This window comes from Microbacterium sp. SL75 (assembly GCF_026625865.1).
Taxonomy (GTDB): Bacteria; Actinomycetota; Actinomycetes; order Actinomycetales; family Microbacteriaceae; genus Microbacterium.
This window is the reverse complement of record NZ_CP113067.1, coordinates 404,227-420,396: the sequence shown is the minus strand read 5'-3', so window position 1 is coordinate 420,396 and position 16,170 is coordinate 404,227. Positions and strand designations below refer to the sequence as shown.

Below are 16,170 nucleotides of genomic sequence, written 5' to 3'. Positions count from 1 at the left end.
CCGCCCTCGGGAGGTGTGGAACCATTCTGGATATGGACGACGACGTGCGTGAGGAGCTGCGTCTGTTGCGCGCGCGGGCCTACGGCCCCGAGGCCGACATCGCCGACGACCCGGTCGCGGTGTCGCGCCTGCGCGAACTCGAGAACCTCGAGCGCGAGGATCGGCTTCGTCCACCCGCGACCCCGCCCTCGCCGGCCGCATCGGCCGGTTCGCGCCTCCCGGACGAATCCGTCCCGGACGAAGACGCGGACGGTGAGGAGATCCCCCGCGAGCGCGCTCCCCTCGTGCACTCGAAGCGCCGCCTGTGGGCATGGGCGATCTCACTGGCCGTGGTCGCCGCCCTCGCGAGCGCGGCGACCGCGATGAGCGTGTCGTTCGTGCCCGTGACCGCGACAGCGGGAGCGCCCCAGGTCGACACGCTCGTGCCCGACCCGGACTCCTCGGCTCCCGCCGTGTTCGGTGAGCGCACGGGCGCGGAACGCGGCTACGAGAACTACTACGGGGTGGCCGCCTTCACCGGGCGGGCGCCCACCGACGCGACCGACAACCGCAACCCCTGTCTCTACCTGCTCGACGCCGACGAGGTGGACACCGACGACACACGCGGCTTCCGCGGCAACTTCGTCTACGGCGGCTGCGGAGCCGGGGTCTTCCCCGCCACGGTCCAGTTCGTCGTCGCCGACGGCATGCCCGACGCCTTCATCCAGCGCTTCCCGATCGGTACGAGCGTGCAGTTCGTCTTCGACGGCGAGAACGTCGGGGTCTTCAGCGATCGCGGGTGAGGCCGCGTGCGTCCCCTCGCCTGTCGCGGGCTGCGCTCGCCCCCTGAATGAGAGGGTGGGGGAGTGACCCCCCTTCTCGAGAACGTCCCCGTGGGCGCCGATCCGGATGCCGTGTACCTGGGCTTCGTCGAATGGGCGGCCTCGCGAGGGCTCACGCTCTACCCCGCGCAAGACGAAGCGGTGATCGAGATCGTGTCGGGCGCGAACGTGATCTTGTCGACCCCGACCGGCACGGGCAAGTCGCTCGTCGCGGTGGCCGCGCACGCGGCATCCCTCGCCCGGGGCGGCCGCACCTATTACACGGCGCCGATCAAGGCCCTGGTGAGCGAGAAGTTCTTCGCCCTCGTCGAGATCTTCGGCGCCGAGAACGTGGGCATGGTCACGGGGGACTCCTCGGTGAATTCCGATGCCCCGATCATCTGCTGCACGGCCGAGATCCTGGCGAACCTGGCCCTCCGACAGGGCGCCGACGCCGACGTCGACCAGGTCGTGATGGACGAGTTCCACTACTACGGCGAGGCCGACCGCGGCTGGGCATGGCAGGTGCCACTGCTGTTGCTCACGCGCGCGCAGTTCATCCTCATGTCGGCCACGCTCGGCGACGTCGAGGACATCGCCGACGACCTGACGCGCCGCACCGGCCGGAACACCGCGCGGGTGACGGGCGTCGAACGACCGGTACCTCTGCACTTCGAGTACGCCCGAACGCCCGTGCACGAGACGGTGCAGGAACTGCTCGACACCAAGCAGGCGCCGATCTACGTCGTGCACTTCTCTCAGGCCGCCGCGATGGAGCGGGCGCAGGCGCTGTCGTCCATCCGCATCATCGGACGCGAGCAGCGCGACGAGATCGCGGACGCCATCGGCGGCTTCCGCTTCACGACCGGCTTCGGCAAGACCCTCTCGCGCTACGTTCGCGCGGGCATCGGCGTGCACCACGCCGGCATGCTGCCGCGGTACCGGCGGCTCGTCGAGACTCTCGCGCAGCGCGGGCTGCTGCGGGTCATCTGCGGCACCGACACCCTCGGCGTCGGCATCAACGTGCCGATTCGCACCGTGCTGATGACGGCGCTCACCAAGTACGACGGCACGCGCATGCGCCAGCTCTCGGCGCGCGAGTTCCACCAGATCGCCGGCCGCGCCGGTCGCGCAGGCTATGACACCGCGGGGACGGTCGTCGTCATGGCCCCCGACCACGAGATCGAGAACGCCGCGCAGATCCTCAAGGCCGGCGACGACCTCAAGAAGCAGAAGAAGATCGTCCGCAAGAAGGCGCCGCAGGGCTTCGTCAACTGGACTGAGCAGAGCTACGACCGCCTGGTCGCGGCCGAGCCCGAGCCGCTCGTCCCGCAGATGAAGCTCTCGGCCGCCATGCTCATCAACGTCATCGCGCGCGGCGGAGACGTCTTCGCGAACGTCCGCTCGCTCGTCTTCGACAACCACGAGCCTCGCGCCCGCCAGTACGAGCTCGCCCGCCGGGCCCTCGCGATCTTCCGCACCCTCGTTCAGGCGGGGGTCGTCGAGGCCGGGACCGACGGCATCCGTCTCACCGTCGATCTGCAGCCGAACTTCGCCCTCAACCAGCCGCTGTCTCCGTTCGCGCTCGCCGCGATCGAGATGCTCGACCCCGAGGTCGAACTCGGAAGGGGCCCGGATGCCGCGCCCCCGGCGTCATCGGTCGGCACCGGCCACTACGCGCTCGACGTCGTCAGCGTCATCGAGGCGACGCTCGACGACCCGCGCCCGATCCTGTCGCAGCAGCAGTTCCGCGCCCGCGGCGAAGCGGTCGCGGCGATGAAGCGCGAGGGCATCGAGTACGACGAGCGTATGGAGCTGCTCGAGCAGATCACCTGGCCCAAGCCGCTGGACGAGCTGCTCGCACAGGCCTACGAGGTGTTCGCGTCGAGCCAGCCGTGGATCCGCGACTTCGAGCTGTCACCCAAGTCCGTCGTGCGCGACATGTTCGAGCGGGCGTGCTCGTTCGGCGAGTACGTGTCGCTGTACCAGCTCGCCCGCAGCGAAGGTCTGGTGCTGCGCTACCTCAGCGACGCGTATCGCGCGATCCGCCAGACGGTGCCGGTCGATGCGCAGACACCCGATCTGCTCGACCTCATCGCCTGGCTCGGCGAGGTGGTGCGTCAAGTCGACTCGAGCCTGGTCGACGAGTGGGAGCAGCTCGTCAACCCCGCGGACGACCCGGATGCCCCGGTGGTGCCGCCCGCGCCGCCGTCGATCCTCACCAATCGTCGCGCCTTCGTCGTGCTCGTGCGCAATGAGATGTTCCGGCGTGTGCAGCTGGCGGCGCTGCAGCGCGACGACGAGCTGGTCGAGCTGGACCCCGACGTCGACTGGCCGGGGGTGCTCGACGACTTCTTCGACGAGCACGACGCGATCGGCACCGGCGGAGCGGCGCGTTCGTCTTCCCTCGTGGTCATCGACGAGTCCTCGGCGGCCGAGGGCGTCTGGCGGGTCGAGCAGATCCTCGACGACCCCGCCGGAGACCACGACTGGCGCATCCGAGCCGAAGTCGACCTCGCCGCCTCCGAGGAGGAGGGCACCGCGATCGTGCGGGTGACCGAGGTGCTGCGGCTCTGATCGCTTCTTCCGAGGGCGGCCCGGGTGAAGTTCTCCACTGTTCGATAGTCATCCCCGCGGGGCGGGAGCACGGTGCTCTACAGTCATTGCATCCCACCCCGAAAGGATTGCCCGATGGAGACTCTTCCTCTGCTCTCGACGGCGGTCGGTCTGGTCGTGACGCTGTCCGTCACAATCCTGAGCGGGATGAAGTGGATGCTCGGCCGTGTCGAGCACCGGACCGATGCCCGCTTCGCGGAAATGGACGCGCGCTTCGAGCGGATGGACGCGCGGTTCGACCGGATGGACGCGCGGTTCGACCGGATGGAAACCCGCACCGATGAGCGCTTCGCGGAGGTCGGAGCGTCTCTCATGGAGGTCAAGCTCGGTCTCGCCCGCCTCGAAGGCCCGCACCCGCCGTTCCTCATCGCGCGCGGCTGAGCCGTCGCGCGGACGTGAGCCGTGGCGCGGACGGAACCACCGCACGAACGACGGATGCCGAGGCCCGAAGGCCCCGGCATCCGATGTGTTCTGCGGTGATTACGACTTGCGGGCGACGCGGTTCTCGGCGCTGACCATCCACGACAGCTGCTCGAGGCGCTCGAGCACGCCGTGCAGGATGTCGGCGCTGGTCGGGTCTTCGTCATCGACGTCATCGTGCACGTCGCGGACGGTGCCGACGGTCGCGTCGAGACGCTCGGTGATGAGGTCGATCACCTCGGCCGTGTCGACCTCGCCCTGGGGGAACTCCGGCAGGGTGGTGGTCTCGGCGATGGTGTCGCTGCGTCCGTCGGGCAGAGCGTGCAGGGCACGCATGCGCTCGGCGATCTCGTCGCTGAACTCACGGGCGGCGTCGATGATCTCGTCGAGCTGCAGGTGGGTGTCGCGGAAGTTCTTGCCCACGACGTTCCAGTGGGCCTGCTTGCCCTGGATCGACAGCTCGATCAGGTCGACGAGGACGGCCTGCAGGCTGTCGGTCAGCTTCTCCGAGGCCTGGAAGCCCTTCTCGGCGTTCTGCTCGTCGGTGGTCTCGGGACCGCTGCCGCCGCGGGCCGGGCGACGACGGTTCTTGGTGGGGGCGTCCTTGGTGGTGGTGGACATGCGCGTTCCTTTCACTCACGGTCGATAGCGACGTTAGGCGGGAAGCCGGAGCGCCCGACGGGGGTTGCGGGTGCGGCGGAGGAGGGGTAATCGGACGCCTGTCCGTAGCCGCTCCCGTCCGATCCGACAACCCCGGCCTGAGCGGAGGGCGTCATTCCTAGCGTGAGAACGTGCCCACGCCTCCCTCCCCGTCCCGACCGCTGCGCGATTACGCCGCGATCGGAGACGGGCGTACCGTCGCCCTGATCGGTCTCGACGGCTCCGTCGACTGGTTGCCGCTGCCCAACATCCACTCGCGGCCGGTGTTCGCACACTTGGTCGACGAGGCCGCGGGCGGGTGCATCCGGTTGGCGCCCGTGGGGGAGTACGAGGTGAGTCGCCGGTACATCCCGAGGACGAATGTTCTGGAGACGACCTTCACCACCAAGACAGGTACCGCAACCCTCACGGACGCGATGGTCACCGGCATCGCGGGCCGGCTGCCCTGGGCGGAGCTCGCGCGCCGCGTCGAGGGCGTGACGGGAGAGGTCGAGTTCGCCTGGTGCGTGCAACCGGGCACGATGCTGCGTTCGGCCGCCCCCTGGACGGAGCGCATCGACGGCTTCTCGGTCATGCGCATCGGGCACGTCTCCCTCGCGGTGGTCGGCCACGAACACGGCATCCATGGTGAACCGGATGCCGGCAACGAGAGCATCGACGGCAGCTTCACGACCGCGGAGGGTTCGCGTCATCTCCTCGTGATCGCCGCGACCGAGGGGGAACCCCTGCGCATCCCCGACGCGCAGAACGTCGACCGCGGGATCGACCGCACCGCCGACGGGTGGGCGATGTGGTCGGATGAGTTCTCGTACGACGGCCCCTGGGCCGACGACGTGCAGCGCAGCGCGCTCGCTCTCAAGCTCCTGCTGTTCAGTCCCACCGGTGCGATCGCGGCCGCGGCGACGACATCGCTCCCCGAGAACCCACGCGGTGGCAAGAACTGGGACTACCGCTACGCCTGGGTGCGCGACCTCGCCTACACCGCGCACGCGTGGGTCGGCTTCGGTCTGCGCGAAGAGACCCACGCGGCGATCTCGTGGCTGCTGCGGACGATCCGCAAGAACGGGCCCGAGGTGCAGGTGATGTACACCCTCGACGGCGACGCCGAGATCGGTCTCGAAAAGCACGACGTTCCGGGGTGGAACGGCAATCAGCCCGTCGTCACCGGCAATCCCGCGCAGGGGCAGCTGCAGCTCGGCGTGTACGGCGACCTCATCGCGCTGTGCCGCACCTACGTCGAGGCGGGCAATCGGCTCGACATCCAGACCGGACGCCTGCTCGCCGATGTCGCCGACCGCACGTGCGACCTGTGGCGCCGCGAGGACTCCGGCATGTGGGAACTGCCCGAGCTGCGGCATTACACCTCGTCGAAGATGGGCTGCTGGAAGGCTCTCGACGACGCGCAGTGGTTGGCCGGCGGCGGGCACATCCCCGACAACGGCGACCGTTGGCGCGCCGAGCGCGATCGCATCCACGCGTGGGTCGACGAGCACTGCTGGTCGCAGGAGCTCGAGGCGTACACGATCGCCCCGGGCAGCCAGGACCTCGATGCATCCGTGCTGCTGCACGCTCCCACCGGCTTCGACCGGGGAGAGCGTATGTCGAAGACGCTGGATGCCATCACCGAACGACTCACGACCGAGAACCACCTCGTCTACCGGTACACCGGCATGGACCAGGAGGAACAGACCTTCGTCGCCTGCGCCTTCTGGCGGGCGACCGCTCTCGCGTGCGTCGGCCGTCATGACGAGGCCATCGAGGCGATGGACGCGCTCGTCGCCCAGGGCAACGACGTGGGCATCTACTCCGAGATGATCGCCGAAGCCGACGGGGCGTTCTGGGGCAACATGCCGCAAGCGCTCAGCCACCTCGCCCTCATCAATGCCGCCCTCGTCATCCGCGAGCTCATCGACGACGCCGAGCTCGGCGACCGCTGAACCTCCGCCGGGGCGCCCCGTCCCGGCATCCATCCCCTCTGAAAGGACTCGCCATGAGCACGCAGTACACCTTCACCGACCCGGCGAAGCTCTACGCCGATATCGACCCGCAGTCGCAGGATCAGACAGAGCCCGGCCTCGACGCCGAGTTGACGCCCAAGGCCGCGCTCGGCGAGGACACCTACGCGGGCAGCGGACGTCTCGAGGGGCGTAAGGCCCTCATCACCGGAGCCGACTCGGGCATCGGTGCGGCCACCGCGATCGCCTTCGCCCGCGAGGGCGCCTCGGTCGCGATGTCCTACCTGCCGGAGGAGAAGGTGGATGCCGACCGCATCGCCGGGATCCTCCGCGAGGCGGGCGCGACCGTCGTTCAGATCCCGGGCGACCTGCGGGAGCGCGAGTATGCCAAGACCCTGGTCGCGGAAGCGGTCGAGGGGCTCGGCGGGCTCGACATCGTCGTCAACAACGGCGGCAAGCAGATCTTCAACGAGGACATCACCACGCTGTCGGACGAGCAGTTCGACGACACCTTCAAGACCAACGTCTACGCGATGTTCTGGATCTGCAAAGAGGCGGTGCCGCATCTCCGGCCCGGCTCCACCATCATCAACACCACGTCGATCCAGGCCTACTCTCCGGCGCCGATCCTCGTCGACTACGCCTCGACCAAGGCGACCATCAACACCTTCACCAAGGCTCTCGGCCAGCAGCTCGCCCCGAAGGGCATCCGCGTGAACGCGGTGGCTCCCGGTCCGATCTGGACGCCGCTGCAGGTGACCGACGGCCAGCCCGACGAGAAGGTCGACGAGTTCGGCGAGGAGACCCCGCTCGGACGCATGGGTCAGCCGGCCGAGCTCGCGCCGGCGTACGTCTACCTCGCCTCGGCGGAGTCGAGCTACGTCATCGGCGAGACGCTGAACGTCAACGGCGGCATGCCCACGCCGTAAGCGGAACGCGAGGGGGCCGTCGTCCGGATTCGGGCGGCGGCCCCTCGGCATCCGCGGTCTCAAGGCACGGGCGGGCGATCAGCGCAGCGCTTTGCGGTAGAAGATCTCGCCGTCGGCGGTCTCTTCGGAGCGGTGGTACCCCTCGCGCTCGTACAGACGCTGGTTGGCCTCGCTGAGTGCGCCGGTGAACAGCTCGGCCTCGGTGGCTCCCGCTTTGCGGCCGCGGTCCTCGACGGCGGCGAGCAACAGCGTGCCGAGGCCTTCGCCCTGCTGGTCGGGAGCGATGGCGAGACGACCGATGAGCAGCAGCTCGCCGTCGAGACGAGCGCGAACGGCCCCCACGATGCGACGATCCGTGACGGCGACGCATCCGAGGTTCTCGACGAGCTCCGCGCGCAGCTCCTCGAGGGTCTGCGTCAGCGGAGGCATGTCGGCATCGCCGTAGATGAGCGCCTCGCTCGCGAAAGCGGCGCGTTGGATGGTCAACACCTCACCCGCGTCGTCGGTATCGATGGGGCGGATGGAGGCAGAATCGGCCATCGGGGTCCTTTCGAGGGGGAGGCTTCGGGATAACTATCATGAGCAGGAGCGCCCCGCCTTTCCGGCGGTCGACGCCCCTCTTCATGAACGAATTCTTCGACACCAGCGTCCGCACGAGTGACGTCGCCGAAACGCAAGCCTGGCTGCAAGCGCAGTACGGGCAGGTCGATGTGCAAGCGGATCGCGGCACCTTCGCGGAGCACGCCGTCGGCGACACCGCGTTCTCGATGCGCCGGCTGATCTGGCAGTGCCGCGCCGAGGTGGTCTTCGAGGCGGACCGGTTCTACTTCGCGACATCGACGCCGGGATACGCATGGACGATCGGGTCCGAGACGGGGGAGTACAGCGTGGAGCCGGGCCTGGTGCAGCCGGGCCACGAACTGATCGGTCGCCCGGACGACACCGACCTGCGCCTGATCGCCTTCGATACCGGCTGGCTGACCGACACGGCGCGGGCGATCTACGGCGACGACGAACTCGCCGTGCGCTTCGCCGGCACGGCTCCCGTGTCGCGCCGCCTGCGTGACCACTGGCTCGCGACGGTGCGCTGGTCGCTCACGCAGGTGCCTCTGCTGAACGAGCCGCTGGTGCGCGCCCACGTGCGCCGCACTCTGGCGACCGCGACCCTCGAAGCCTTCCCTCTCGTCGGCGACCCCCGCGAGCGCCGGGCGTCGGCGATCGAGCAGGCGTCGATCTACACCTCGGCGGCGTCGTGGATCGACGACCACGCCTCGCTGCCGGTCACCATCGACGACGTCGCCCGCGCCGTGGGGACCTCGGTCGCGGGCCTGCGTCGGGCGTTCGTCGCGAACGCCCAGCTCAGCGCGACGCCCGAGGACTACCTCTCCGCCGCCCGGCTGAGCGCGGCGCACACCGATCTGGTCGATGCCGATCCCACCCGCGTCAGCGTCGGCGAGATCGCCGCCCGATGGGGATTCACCGACGCCGCGGCCTTCGTCGACGCCTATCACCGCGCGTACCGGGCCGACCCGCGTCGCACGCTCGAACGCTGACGTCTCAGCGATCGCGGTCGGTGTACTCGCCGGGGTCGTCGACGTTCTCGCGCGCCTCGCGGCCGCTGGGCCGCTCGACGTCGGTGTAGGCGCCGGCCTCGTCGGAGCGGGGCCGCGATTCGCTCCCGTCGGCGTTCTCGCGGTCGACGTACTCACCGGCGAGGTCGGAGCTCCCGCGGTCGGCGGTGCCGTCGGGCAACTGTACGTCGGTGTACTCGCCCTCCGTGGGCCCGGTGCCGTGTCCTGAGTCGTGTCCGTTGACGTCGCGCTCGGCCATTGCCGCCTCCTGGGTTGGTTGGTGTCCCCGACGTTAGACCCCGGATGCCGAGCCCAGAGCGGTCTTGACACGCGCAGTGTCGCGGGCCGCTCGCCCTGTCAAGGCCGGGGAGCGGGGCCCGATATCGGAGCAGAGTGGGGCCCATGCCAGCTCTCGCCATCATCCTCGTCATCGTGGGCCTCGTGCTCCTGTTCCTCGGCATCTTCGTCGAGGCCGTGAAGTTCCTGCTGTGGATCGGTGTGATCATCCTCATCATCGGGATCGTCGCCGCGCTCATGCGTTTCATCCGCCGTCAGGTCTGACCTCCGGTCCCCCCTCGCGGGATCGTTCGACGCCGCCCCCGTCCGACACCTCCGTCGGTGCGGGGGCGGCGTGCGTTCCGGTAGTCAGCGTGAGAAGAGGTCGCGCGCCCGAGCGGGCCGCACCGTCACGACGGCGTCGAGAGCCGGGCCGATCTGCGGGTACCGGAACGAGAACCCCGCCTCCGTCAGCACCCGGGGCACCGCCCACCTGCTCTTGAGCACGAGCTCGGGCTCGTTGCGCAGCACCGCCATCGCCGGGTCGAGCATCTACCGGAAAGCCGGCAGCCCGAAGGGAGCGCGGGCGACGCGGCGCAGCTCGCGCATGAGCGTGCGGTTGTCGGTGACGCCGGGAGCCGAGAGGTTGACCGGCCCGGCGATCTCGTCGTGGTCGCGGATGAAGCGGACGGATGCCACCACATCGTCGATGTGGATCCAGCTGAAGCGCTGTCGCCCCGATGTCCTGCTCCAGCTCGAGCGCACGGGGCCCGTGGGACGGGGGCCGATTCCGCGGTAGCGACGGTGCGGGAACCACCAGCTGTCGATCTGGGGGCCGCCGAGACCGAGTCGCGCGAGGGCCAGGAGGATTCGGGTCGCCGGCCCGTCGCCGAACACGATCGCCATGCGCAGGGCCACGCGGCGCGTGGAGGGGAGGTCCCCCTCGAACAGGGCGCGTTCCCAGTTGGTCGCCACGTCGACCGAGAAGCCCTCGCCCGTGACGCCGTCCATCTCGTCGTTGCCCCGCTCGGTTTCGTGCCGATACAGGGTCGCGGTCGACGCGTTCATCCAGACCCGGGGAGGGTGCTCCGCGGTCGCGACGGCGTCGCGGAGCGCGCGGGTGGTGTCGACTCTGGAGCGCAGGATCTCGTCGCGATTCGCGTCGGTGTACCGGCACGACACGATCTTGCCCGCGAGGTTGATCAGCACGTCGGCTCCATCGACCCGCTGCGCGATCGCGTCCGCGTCCGTCCACACGGCGTCTCCGGTCCGTCCCACCGTCGCCACCTCGTAGCCGTCCGCGCGAAAGGCGTCGACGAGCGCGTGGCCGATGAAACCGCTTGCGCCGGCGATCACGACACGGGGTGGGGTCACGGCATCCTCCTGGCCTGGGTGGGTTTCAGCCTAGGGGCGGGCTTCGTCGCGGCGGGTCTGGTGATGGGCAACGCGAACGCGAGGTATCTCGCCGTCGTCGGCTCGTCGTCGCTCTGACCACCGGGGGGGGGTATCTCCTCTCCGGCCGGCGACACCCGTCCGGCTCGGGCGCCCGCGCCTGACACAATGAGTTCCATGCGACGACAGGCCCGGGCGACGCGCGTAGCGCGCGGCACCGCCGCGGCATCCGTCGCCACCTTCGTCGCTCTGCTCTCGCACGTCAGCGGCGGAGGAGAGATTCCCGGCCTGTTCGGTGTCGCCGTGCCGCTCGCTCTGTCGTTCGTCGTGTGCACGGTGTTGGCCGGGCGCCGCCTGTCGACCTGGCGCCTCGCGGTGGCCGTTGCGGTGAGCCAAGTGCTGTTCCACACGCTGTTCGTGCTCGGCAGCTACGACCTGGCCGCCGCGGCGCACGTCCACGGCTCCGCTCTACCGGTGCTCACGGGCACCGCGCTCCCGGCGGTGAGCCCGGATGCCGTGATGTGGCTCGGCCACGCTGCCGCTGCTGTCGCCACCACCGTGGCCCTGCACCGGGGCGAGCGGACGCTCGCAGCCCTGCGCGTCCTCGCGGAGCGCAGCGTCGTCTGGCTCCGCGCGCGGGTGCGCGTCGTGCTGACCCTTCCTGCGGCACCGTCCGTGCGGCGAACCGTGCCCGCCGTCGTCGTCGCGGTGCGTCCGCACTCGGCCCTCGTGGTCTCGTCCGCGCACCGGCGCGGGCCTCCTCTCGCGGCATCCTGAGTCTCGCTCCGCCCGCCTCTCGCGGCGGTGGAGCGATCGACCGCTGTGCCGTGCACCTCGCCGGATCAGCGCGATCGTCGACGTGTCTTCGGGCGCGTCCCACCCTTCCGGCCCACGCCGTCGCCCCTGAGGAGGGGCCGCCGTGGGCGACGGCGTCCGCACTGCGCGGCGTCCTGTCGCGAGCGCATCCTGCGCTCGGAAAGAGACCTCGATGTTTCCTGCTCGTCCCCTCACGCCGATCCCGGCCCCGCCGTCGATCGGAGCCCGCGCGTGACCGCCGTGGGCGCTGACCCGAAAGCCACACCGTCCGCTCCCTCTGCCGCAGCGGGGGCGTCCTCTCGCGGGTGGTTCACTGCGCTGCTGCGGCGCCTGCACTTCTTCGCGGGCCTGCTGGTGGGGCCGTTCATCCTCGTCGCGGCGGTGAGCGGCGCGCTGTATGCGATCACCCCGACCCTCGAGAGCACCCTGTACGCGCACGAGCTCACCGCGGCCACGACGGCGCCGGCGGTACCGCTCGCCGAACAGGTGTCGGCCGCGGAGCAGTACGTCGGCGGCGGGGCGACTCCCGTCGCCGTGCGTCCGGCACCCCAGGCCGGGGCGACCACGCGCGTGATGTTCGCCGACGACACCTTGCCCGAGAGCACGACGAGGGCGATCTTCGTCGACCCCGCCACCACCGAGATCCGCGGCGACCTGCCGGCCTACGGCACGAGCGGTGCGCTGCCGTTGCGGCATTGGATCAGCGACCTGCACCGCTCGCTGCACCTCGGAGACGTCGGTCGCTGGTACAGCGAGCTCGCGGCATCCTGGCTCGGGATCGTGGCGCTGGCGGGACTGGGACTCTGGATCGGACGCTTCGTGCGCAGCCGCCGGGGGCGCCGCGATCTGCTGCGACCGAACCGACGGCACACGGGTTACCGGCGTCTGTCGGGCTGGCATTCGGCCGTGGGCATCTGGGTCGTGGTCGGGGCGCTGTTCCTGTCGGCCACGGGCATCACGTGGTCGACGTTCGCGGGCGCGAACGTGGCCGAGCTTCGCACCCTCGTGGGTGGGGGAACTCCCGCCCTCACCACCACCCTCGACGGGGCGGCCGCGGCCGGAGGCGAGCACGCGCACCACGGCGGCGGGCATTCGTCGGGTGCGCCGTCCGCGGATCCTGCGACCTTCGACGCGGTGTGGGCCGTGGCCCGAGACGCGAACGTGAACTCCGGCGACCTCGAGATCCGCCCTCCCGCGTCCGCGGGCAAGGCCTGGGTCGTGCAGGAGATCCACCGGAGTTTCCCGACCGAGGTGGATGCCGTGGCCGTCGACCCATCGACCCTGCGGGTGACCGACCGGGTCGAGTTCGCCGATTACCCGCTGCTGGCCAAGCTCTCGCGCTGGGGCGTCGATCTGCACATGGGAACCATGTTCGGCCTGGCGAACCAGCTCGTGCTGTTCGCTCTCGCGATCGGCATCGCCGCTCTCGTGGTGCTGGGGTACTTGATGTGGTGGAAGCGTCGTCCGACGGGAGGAGCCACGGGCGCCCCCGCCCGCGGCGTGCTGCGCCTGGCACCGTGGTGGGGGACCGGGGCGGTGCTGGTCGCGTCGGTGGCGATCGGGTTGGTGCTGCCGCTGGTCGGGTACACGCTCGCGGTGTTCGTGCTGGTCGACGTGGTGATGGGGTGGCGTGCGCGGCGCACCCTGAGATCCCTCTCGAGAGGGAGGTGACGACGAGGCGGCGTGCGTAGCGTGGGATTCTCTCCCCCCGGAAGGAACCCCGTGACTCTCGCCCGCCGCCTCGCCGCCGTCCTCTCCGCCGCCGCCGTCGCGGCCCTCACCGCTTGCGCCAGCGCGGCACCGGATACGCCCGCGAGCCCGGCGGCATCCGTCGACGTTCCGAACACCCCCGTCGGGGAGCGCGTGACGTGGATCATCGACAAGCTGGAGGCCGAGGCCGACACCACCCCCGGCGAGTGGGCCCGCGTCCTGCATGAGAGCTTCCTCGCGCAGGTTCCGGCGGAGCAGGTCGCCGAGCTCGTCAACCGTCAGTTGCGACCGGCCGCCCCGTTCACCGTCACGGCCTACCAGGGCACCGAGACCCAGGCGGTGGCGACCCTCGCGGGCGCCCTCGGCGACCCCTTCGATCTCTCGCTCACGATCGACGGCGCGAGCCGCATCACCGGGATGGTCTTCGGCCCCGTGGCGAAGCCGTGGACCCCCTCGACCTCTCTCGACGAGGTCGAGCAGCGCCTCGCCGACCTCCCGGGCGAGGTCAGCGCCCTCGTGCTTCGCGGGGACGAGGAGGCGCTCGCCGTCGATGCGAACCGGTTGGCCCCTCTCGCCTCGGGCTTCAAGCTGTACGTGCTTCTGGCGGTGGCGGATGCCGTGGCCTCCGGCGACCTGTCGTGGGACGAGAAGCTCGTCCTCCGTGACACCGACCGGAGCCTCCCCTCCGGCGAGCTGCAGACCGCGCCCACCGGGACCGAGGTGTCGGTGCGGGACGCAGCCTCCGCGATGATCCGCATCAGCGACAACACCGCGACCGATCTGCTGATCACGCGGCTCGGGCGCGAGCGCGTGGAGGCGGCGGTGGTGCGGTCGGGTCACAGCGACCCGTCCGTGCTCTCGCCCTTCCTCTCGACCAAGGAGCTGTTCACCCTCGGCTGGGGCGACGCCTCGCTGCGGGCCGAGTGGGCCGCCGCCGACGACGCGGGAAAACGCGCCGTACTCGACCGCATCGACGCGGCGCCCCTCGCCGTGGAGGTCGCCGACGTCACCACCCCCGTGTGGCAGGACGGATTCGACTGGTTCGCCAGTGCGAACGACATCGCCGCCGTCCACCGCGCGCTGCAGCAGACGCAGGATGCCGAGGTGCTCGGCATCCTGAGCGAGAACCCCGGGCAGGGGCTCGATCTCGGAACGTGGCCGTACGCCGCCTTCAAGGGCGGGTCGAGCCTCGGTGTGCTGACGGGCAGCTGGTTCGCGCGCGACGGCGATCGCGAGGCGACCGTGGTGTGGCTCCTGTCGGACGACGACGCTCAGGCGGTCACGGGGGCGATGAGCGACTTCTTCCACCTGGCTCAGGACGCCCTGCGCCTCGCCCACTGAGACGACCGATCCGCGCACCCCGCGCGAGAGGCACGGGGTGCGCGGATCGTCGAGGCGCGCGTCAGGCGTCGTCGGGGTGGGGCAGGCTCTGCGCGATCTTGCTCGACGCGGCCGAGTCGCGTCCGACGCCCGGCTGGAATCTCGCGATGGGGTCGTCGCCGTCGACATGCGGCTCGCCGCCGTCCTTCGACCGCGGCGGGGAGGCGGGAGTGCGGATCGCCCCGTCTTGCGTGTCGTCGTGCGGCTGAGGCTCGGGGCGGCCGGTGTCCTCGGTGTGGCGCGAGGTGGATCCACCCTCGCGACGGGCCTCGTCGGTTCCGCGCTCGGTCATGCCGTCGGCGGCACGCGTGCCGACGCCGGGAAGGTCGTTCTGGCTCGAGATGCCCTGGAGGCGCGCCTCGTCGTCGGGGTCGATACGGGCCGTGCCCACGGCGCCGGAGTCCGCACCGGCGGCACCCGCGGGGACATCGGCGGCGAGGCCGTCGGATTCGGGGACGAGGTTCTCTTCGTCGGCTCCGGGGAGTCGGTCGGCGGGGATGTCCATGGTGTTCCTTCCGTGGGTGTTCCGCCACGCTAGGCGCGCCGCGGTCGCGGCCGGACGGGGTTGACGCGGCCCGCGATGCCAGGGGGCTGGCTAGGCTCGGATCACGCGTCGAAAGGAAACCGCAATGCAGCAGCGCCCTCTCTCTAGAACCGGCCGTCAGGTCTCGGCCATCGGTCTCGGTACCTGGCAACTCGGCGCCGACTGGGGCGATGTCAGCGAAGACGACGCGCGCGCCGTCCTGGCGGCTTCGGCAGAGGCCGGAGTCACCCTCTTCGACACCGCCGACGTCTACGGAGACGGTCGATCCGAGCAGATCATCGGCGCGTTCTTGAAGGACCGGGGGTCCGACGACATCACCGTGGCGACCAAGATGGGCCGCCGCGAAGACCAGGTTCCCGAGAACTACGTCATGGAGAACTTCCGCGGCTGGCTCGACCGCTCGCGGCGTCTGCTCGACACCGAGACGCTCGACCTCGTCCAGCTGCACTGCCCGCCGTCGGCCGTCATCGACGACGACGCCACGTGGGACGCTCTCGACCAGCTCGTGTCGGAGGGCGTGATCGCCGCCTACGGCGCCTCGGTCGAGACGATGGATCAGGCCCTGTCGGCGCTGAAGCGGTCGAACCTCACCAACCTGCAGATCATCTTCAATCCGTTCCGCCTCAAGCCGCTCGACGAGGTGCTGCCGCTCGCGGCCGAGAAGAACGTCGCGGTGTTCGCGCGTGTGCCGCTGGCCAGCGGCCTGCTGTCGGGCAGATACACGCGCAACACCACGTTCGAGGAGAACGACCACCGTTCGTACAACCGCAACGGCGAGGCCTTCGACAAGGGCGAGACGTTCTCGGGCGTTCCCTTCGACGAGGGCGTCGCCGCGGCCGATGAGCTGAAGGCATCGCTCCCCGAGGGCGTGACGCTGCCGGCCGCGACTCTCGCGTGGATCGCCTCGCGCGAGGGTGTCACCTCGGTGATCCCGGGAGCACGCTCGGTCGAACAGGCGACGGCCAACGCCCAGGCAGCCGAGCTGCTCGAGGGCGGCTTCGACCTCGGTGCCTTCGACACCCTGGTTCGCGACGTCTACGACCGTCGTCTGCGGGCGGAGATCCACCCGCAGTGGTGACGCGCACATGACAGAAGCCGGGC

The 16,170-nt window shown here is 70.3% G+C and carries 15 protein-coding genes and 1 pseudogene; 11 read left to right on the top strand and 5 right to left on the bottom strand.

Features of this window, described 5'->3' with window-relative positions; genetic code table 11:
• Window positions 1-32: 32 nt before the first annotated feature.
• The 3 genes from OVA17_RS01920 (at window position 33) to OVA17_RS01910 (ending at window position 3,797) form a co-directional block, all read left to right on the top strand.
• Window positions 33-782: a hypothetical protein gene (locus OVA17_RS01920; protein ID WP_267787808.1), complete on the top strand. Its 750-nt coding sequence runs from the start codon at window positions 33-35 to the stop codon at window positions 780-782.
• Window positions 783-845: 63 nt separating this feature from the next.
• Entirely contained in the window at window positions 846-3,377 is a 2,532-nt protein-coding gene (locus OVA17_RS01915) for a DEAD/DEAH box helicase (RefSeq protein ID WP_267787807.1), read from the top strand.
• A gap of 114 nt (window positions 3,378-3,491) precedes the next feature.
• Complete coding sequence (locus tag OVA17_RS01910; protein WP_267787805.1) at window positions 3,492-3,797, top strand: response regulator; 306 nt, start codon at window positions 3,492-3,494, stop codon at window positions 3,795-3,797.
• A gap of 99 nt (window positions 3,798-3,896) precedes the next feature.
• Here OVA17_RS01910 and OVA17_RS01905 read toward each other — a convergent pair whose 3' ends face one another.
• Window positions 3,897-4,457: a Dps family protein gene (locus OVA17_RS01905; protein WP_103206025.1), complete on the bottom strand. Its 561-nt coding sequence runs from the start codon at window positions 4,455-4,457 to the stop codon at window positions 3,897-3,899.
• A gap of 170 nt (window positions 4,458-4,627) precedes the next feature.
• On the opposite strand from OVA17_RS01905, the gene OVA17_RS01900 reads away from it, so the two are divergent.
• Both OVA17_RS01900 and OVA17_RS01895 read left to right on the top strand, forming a co-directional pair.
• Window positions 4,628-6,433: a glycoside hydrolase family 15 protein gene (locus OVA17_RS01900; protein WP_267787804.1), complete on the top strand. Its 1,806-nt coding sequence runs from the start codon at window positions 4,628-4,630 to the stop codon at window positions 6,431-6,433.
• 53 nt (window positions 6,434-6,486) lie between these two features.
• Window positions 6,487-7,380 (top strand): SDR family oxidoreductase, encoded by an 894-nt coding sequence (locus OVA17_RS01895; RefSeq protein ID WP_267787803.1) that lies wholly within the window; start codon window positions 6,487-6,489, stop codon window positions 7,378-7,380.
• A gap of 78 nt (window positions 7,381-7,458) precedes the next feature.
• Here the strand turns inward: OVA17_RS01895 and OVA17_RS01890 are convergent, their stop codons facing one another.
• Window positions 7,459-7,920 (bottom strand): GNAT family N-acetyltransferase, encoded by a 462-nt coding sequence (locus OVA17_RS01890; protein WP_267787802.1) that lies wholly within the window; start codon window positions 7,918-7,920, stop codon window positions 7,459-7,461.
• A gap of 83 nt (window positions 7,921-8,003) precedes the next feature.
• Between OVA17_RS01890 and OVA17_RS01885 the strand changes: the two genes are divergently transcribed.
• Complete coding sequence (locus tag OVA17_RS01885) at window positions 8,004-8,933, top strand: helix-turn-helix transcriptional regulator (RefSeq protein ID WP_267787800.1); 930 nt, start codon at window positions 8,004-8,006, stop codon at window positions 8,931-8,933.
• A 4-nt stretch (window positions 8,934-8,937) separates the two neighbouring features.
• Here OVA17_RS01885 and OVA17_RS01880 read toward each other — a convergent pair whose 3' ends face one another.
• Window positions 8,938-9,210 (bottom strand): hypothetical protein, encoded by a 273-nt coding sequence (locus OVA17_RS01880; RefSeq protein WP_210073484.1) that lies wholly within the window; start codon window positions 9,208-9,210, stop codon window positions 8,938-8,940.
• 143 nt (window positions 9,211-9,353) lie between these two features.
• On the opposite strand from OVA17_RS01880, the gene OVA17_RS01875 reads away from it, so the two are divergent.
• The gene (locus OVA17_RS01875; protein WP_210073487.1) at window positions 9,354-9,512 is read left to right on the top strand and encodes a hypothetical protein; all 159 of its coding nucleotides are present in this window, start codon (window positions 9,354-9,356) and stop codon (window positions 9,510-9,512) included.
• Between the two features lie 84 nt (window positions 9,513-9,596).
• Here the strand turns inward: OVA17_RS01875 and OVA17_RS01870 are convergent.
• A pseudogene (locus OVA17_RS01870) lies at window positions 9,597-10,601 on the bottom strand (epimerase).
• Window positions 10,602-10,796: 195 nt separating this feature from the next.
• On the opposite strand from OVA17_RS01870, the gene OVA17_RS01865 reads away from it, so the two are divergent.
• From OVA17_RS01865 to OVA17_RS01855, 3 genes are all read left to right on the top strand, one after another.
• Window positions 10,797-11,396 (top strand): hypothetical protein, encoded by a 600-nt coding sequence (locus OVA17_RS01865; RefSeq protein ID WP_267787798.1) that lies wholly within the window; start codon window positions 10,797-10,799, stop codon window positions 11,394-11,396.
• Between the two features lie 270 nt (window positions 11,397-11,666).
• The gene (locus OVA17_RS01860; RefSeq protein WP_420712427.1) at window positions 11,667-13,106 is read left to right on the top strand and encodes a PepSY-associated TM helix domain-containing protein; all 1,440 of its coding nucleotides are present in this window, start codon (window positions 11,667-11,669) and stop codon (window positions 13,104-13,106) included.
• Window positions 13,107-13,157: 51 nt separating this feature from the next.
• The gene (locus OVA17_RS01855; protein ID WP_267787797.1) at window positions 13,158-14,486 is read left to right on the top strand and encodes a Cpe/LpqF family protein; all 1,329 of its coding nucleotides are present in this window, start codon (window positions 13,158-13,160) and stop codon (window positions 14,484-14,486) included.
• Between the two features lie 61 nt (window positions 14,487-14,547).
• Here the strand turns inward: OVA17_RS01855 and OVA17_RS01850 are convergent, their stop codons facing one another.
• Window positions 14,548-15,030, bottom strand: coding sequence for a hypothetical protein (locus tag OVA17_RS01850; RefSeq protein WP_267787795.1), 483 nt, complete (start codon window positions 15,028-15,030; stop codon window positions 14,548-14,550).
• 124 nt (window positions 15,031-15,154) lie between these two features.
• Here OVA17_RS01850 and OVA17_RS01845 point away from each other — a divergent pair, with 124 nt between their 5' ends.
• A complete protein-coding gene (locus tag OVA17_RS01845; protein WP_267787793.1) occupies window positions 15,155-16,147 on the top strand; it encodes an aldo/keto reductase in 993 nt (330 codons plus the stop codon).
• Window positions 16,148-16,170 lie beyond the last annotated feature (23 nt).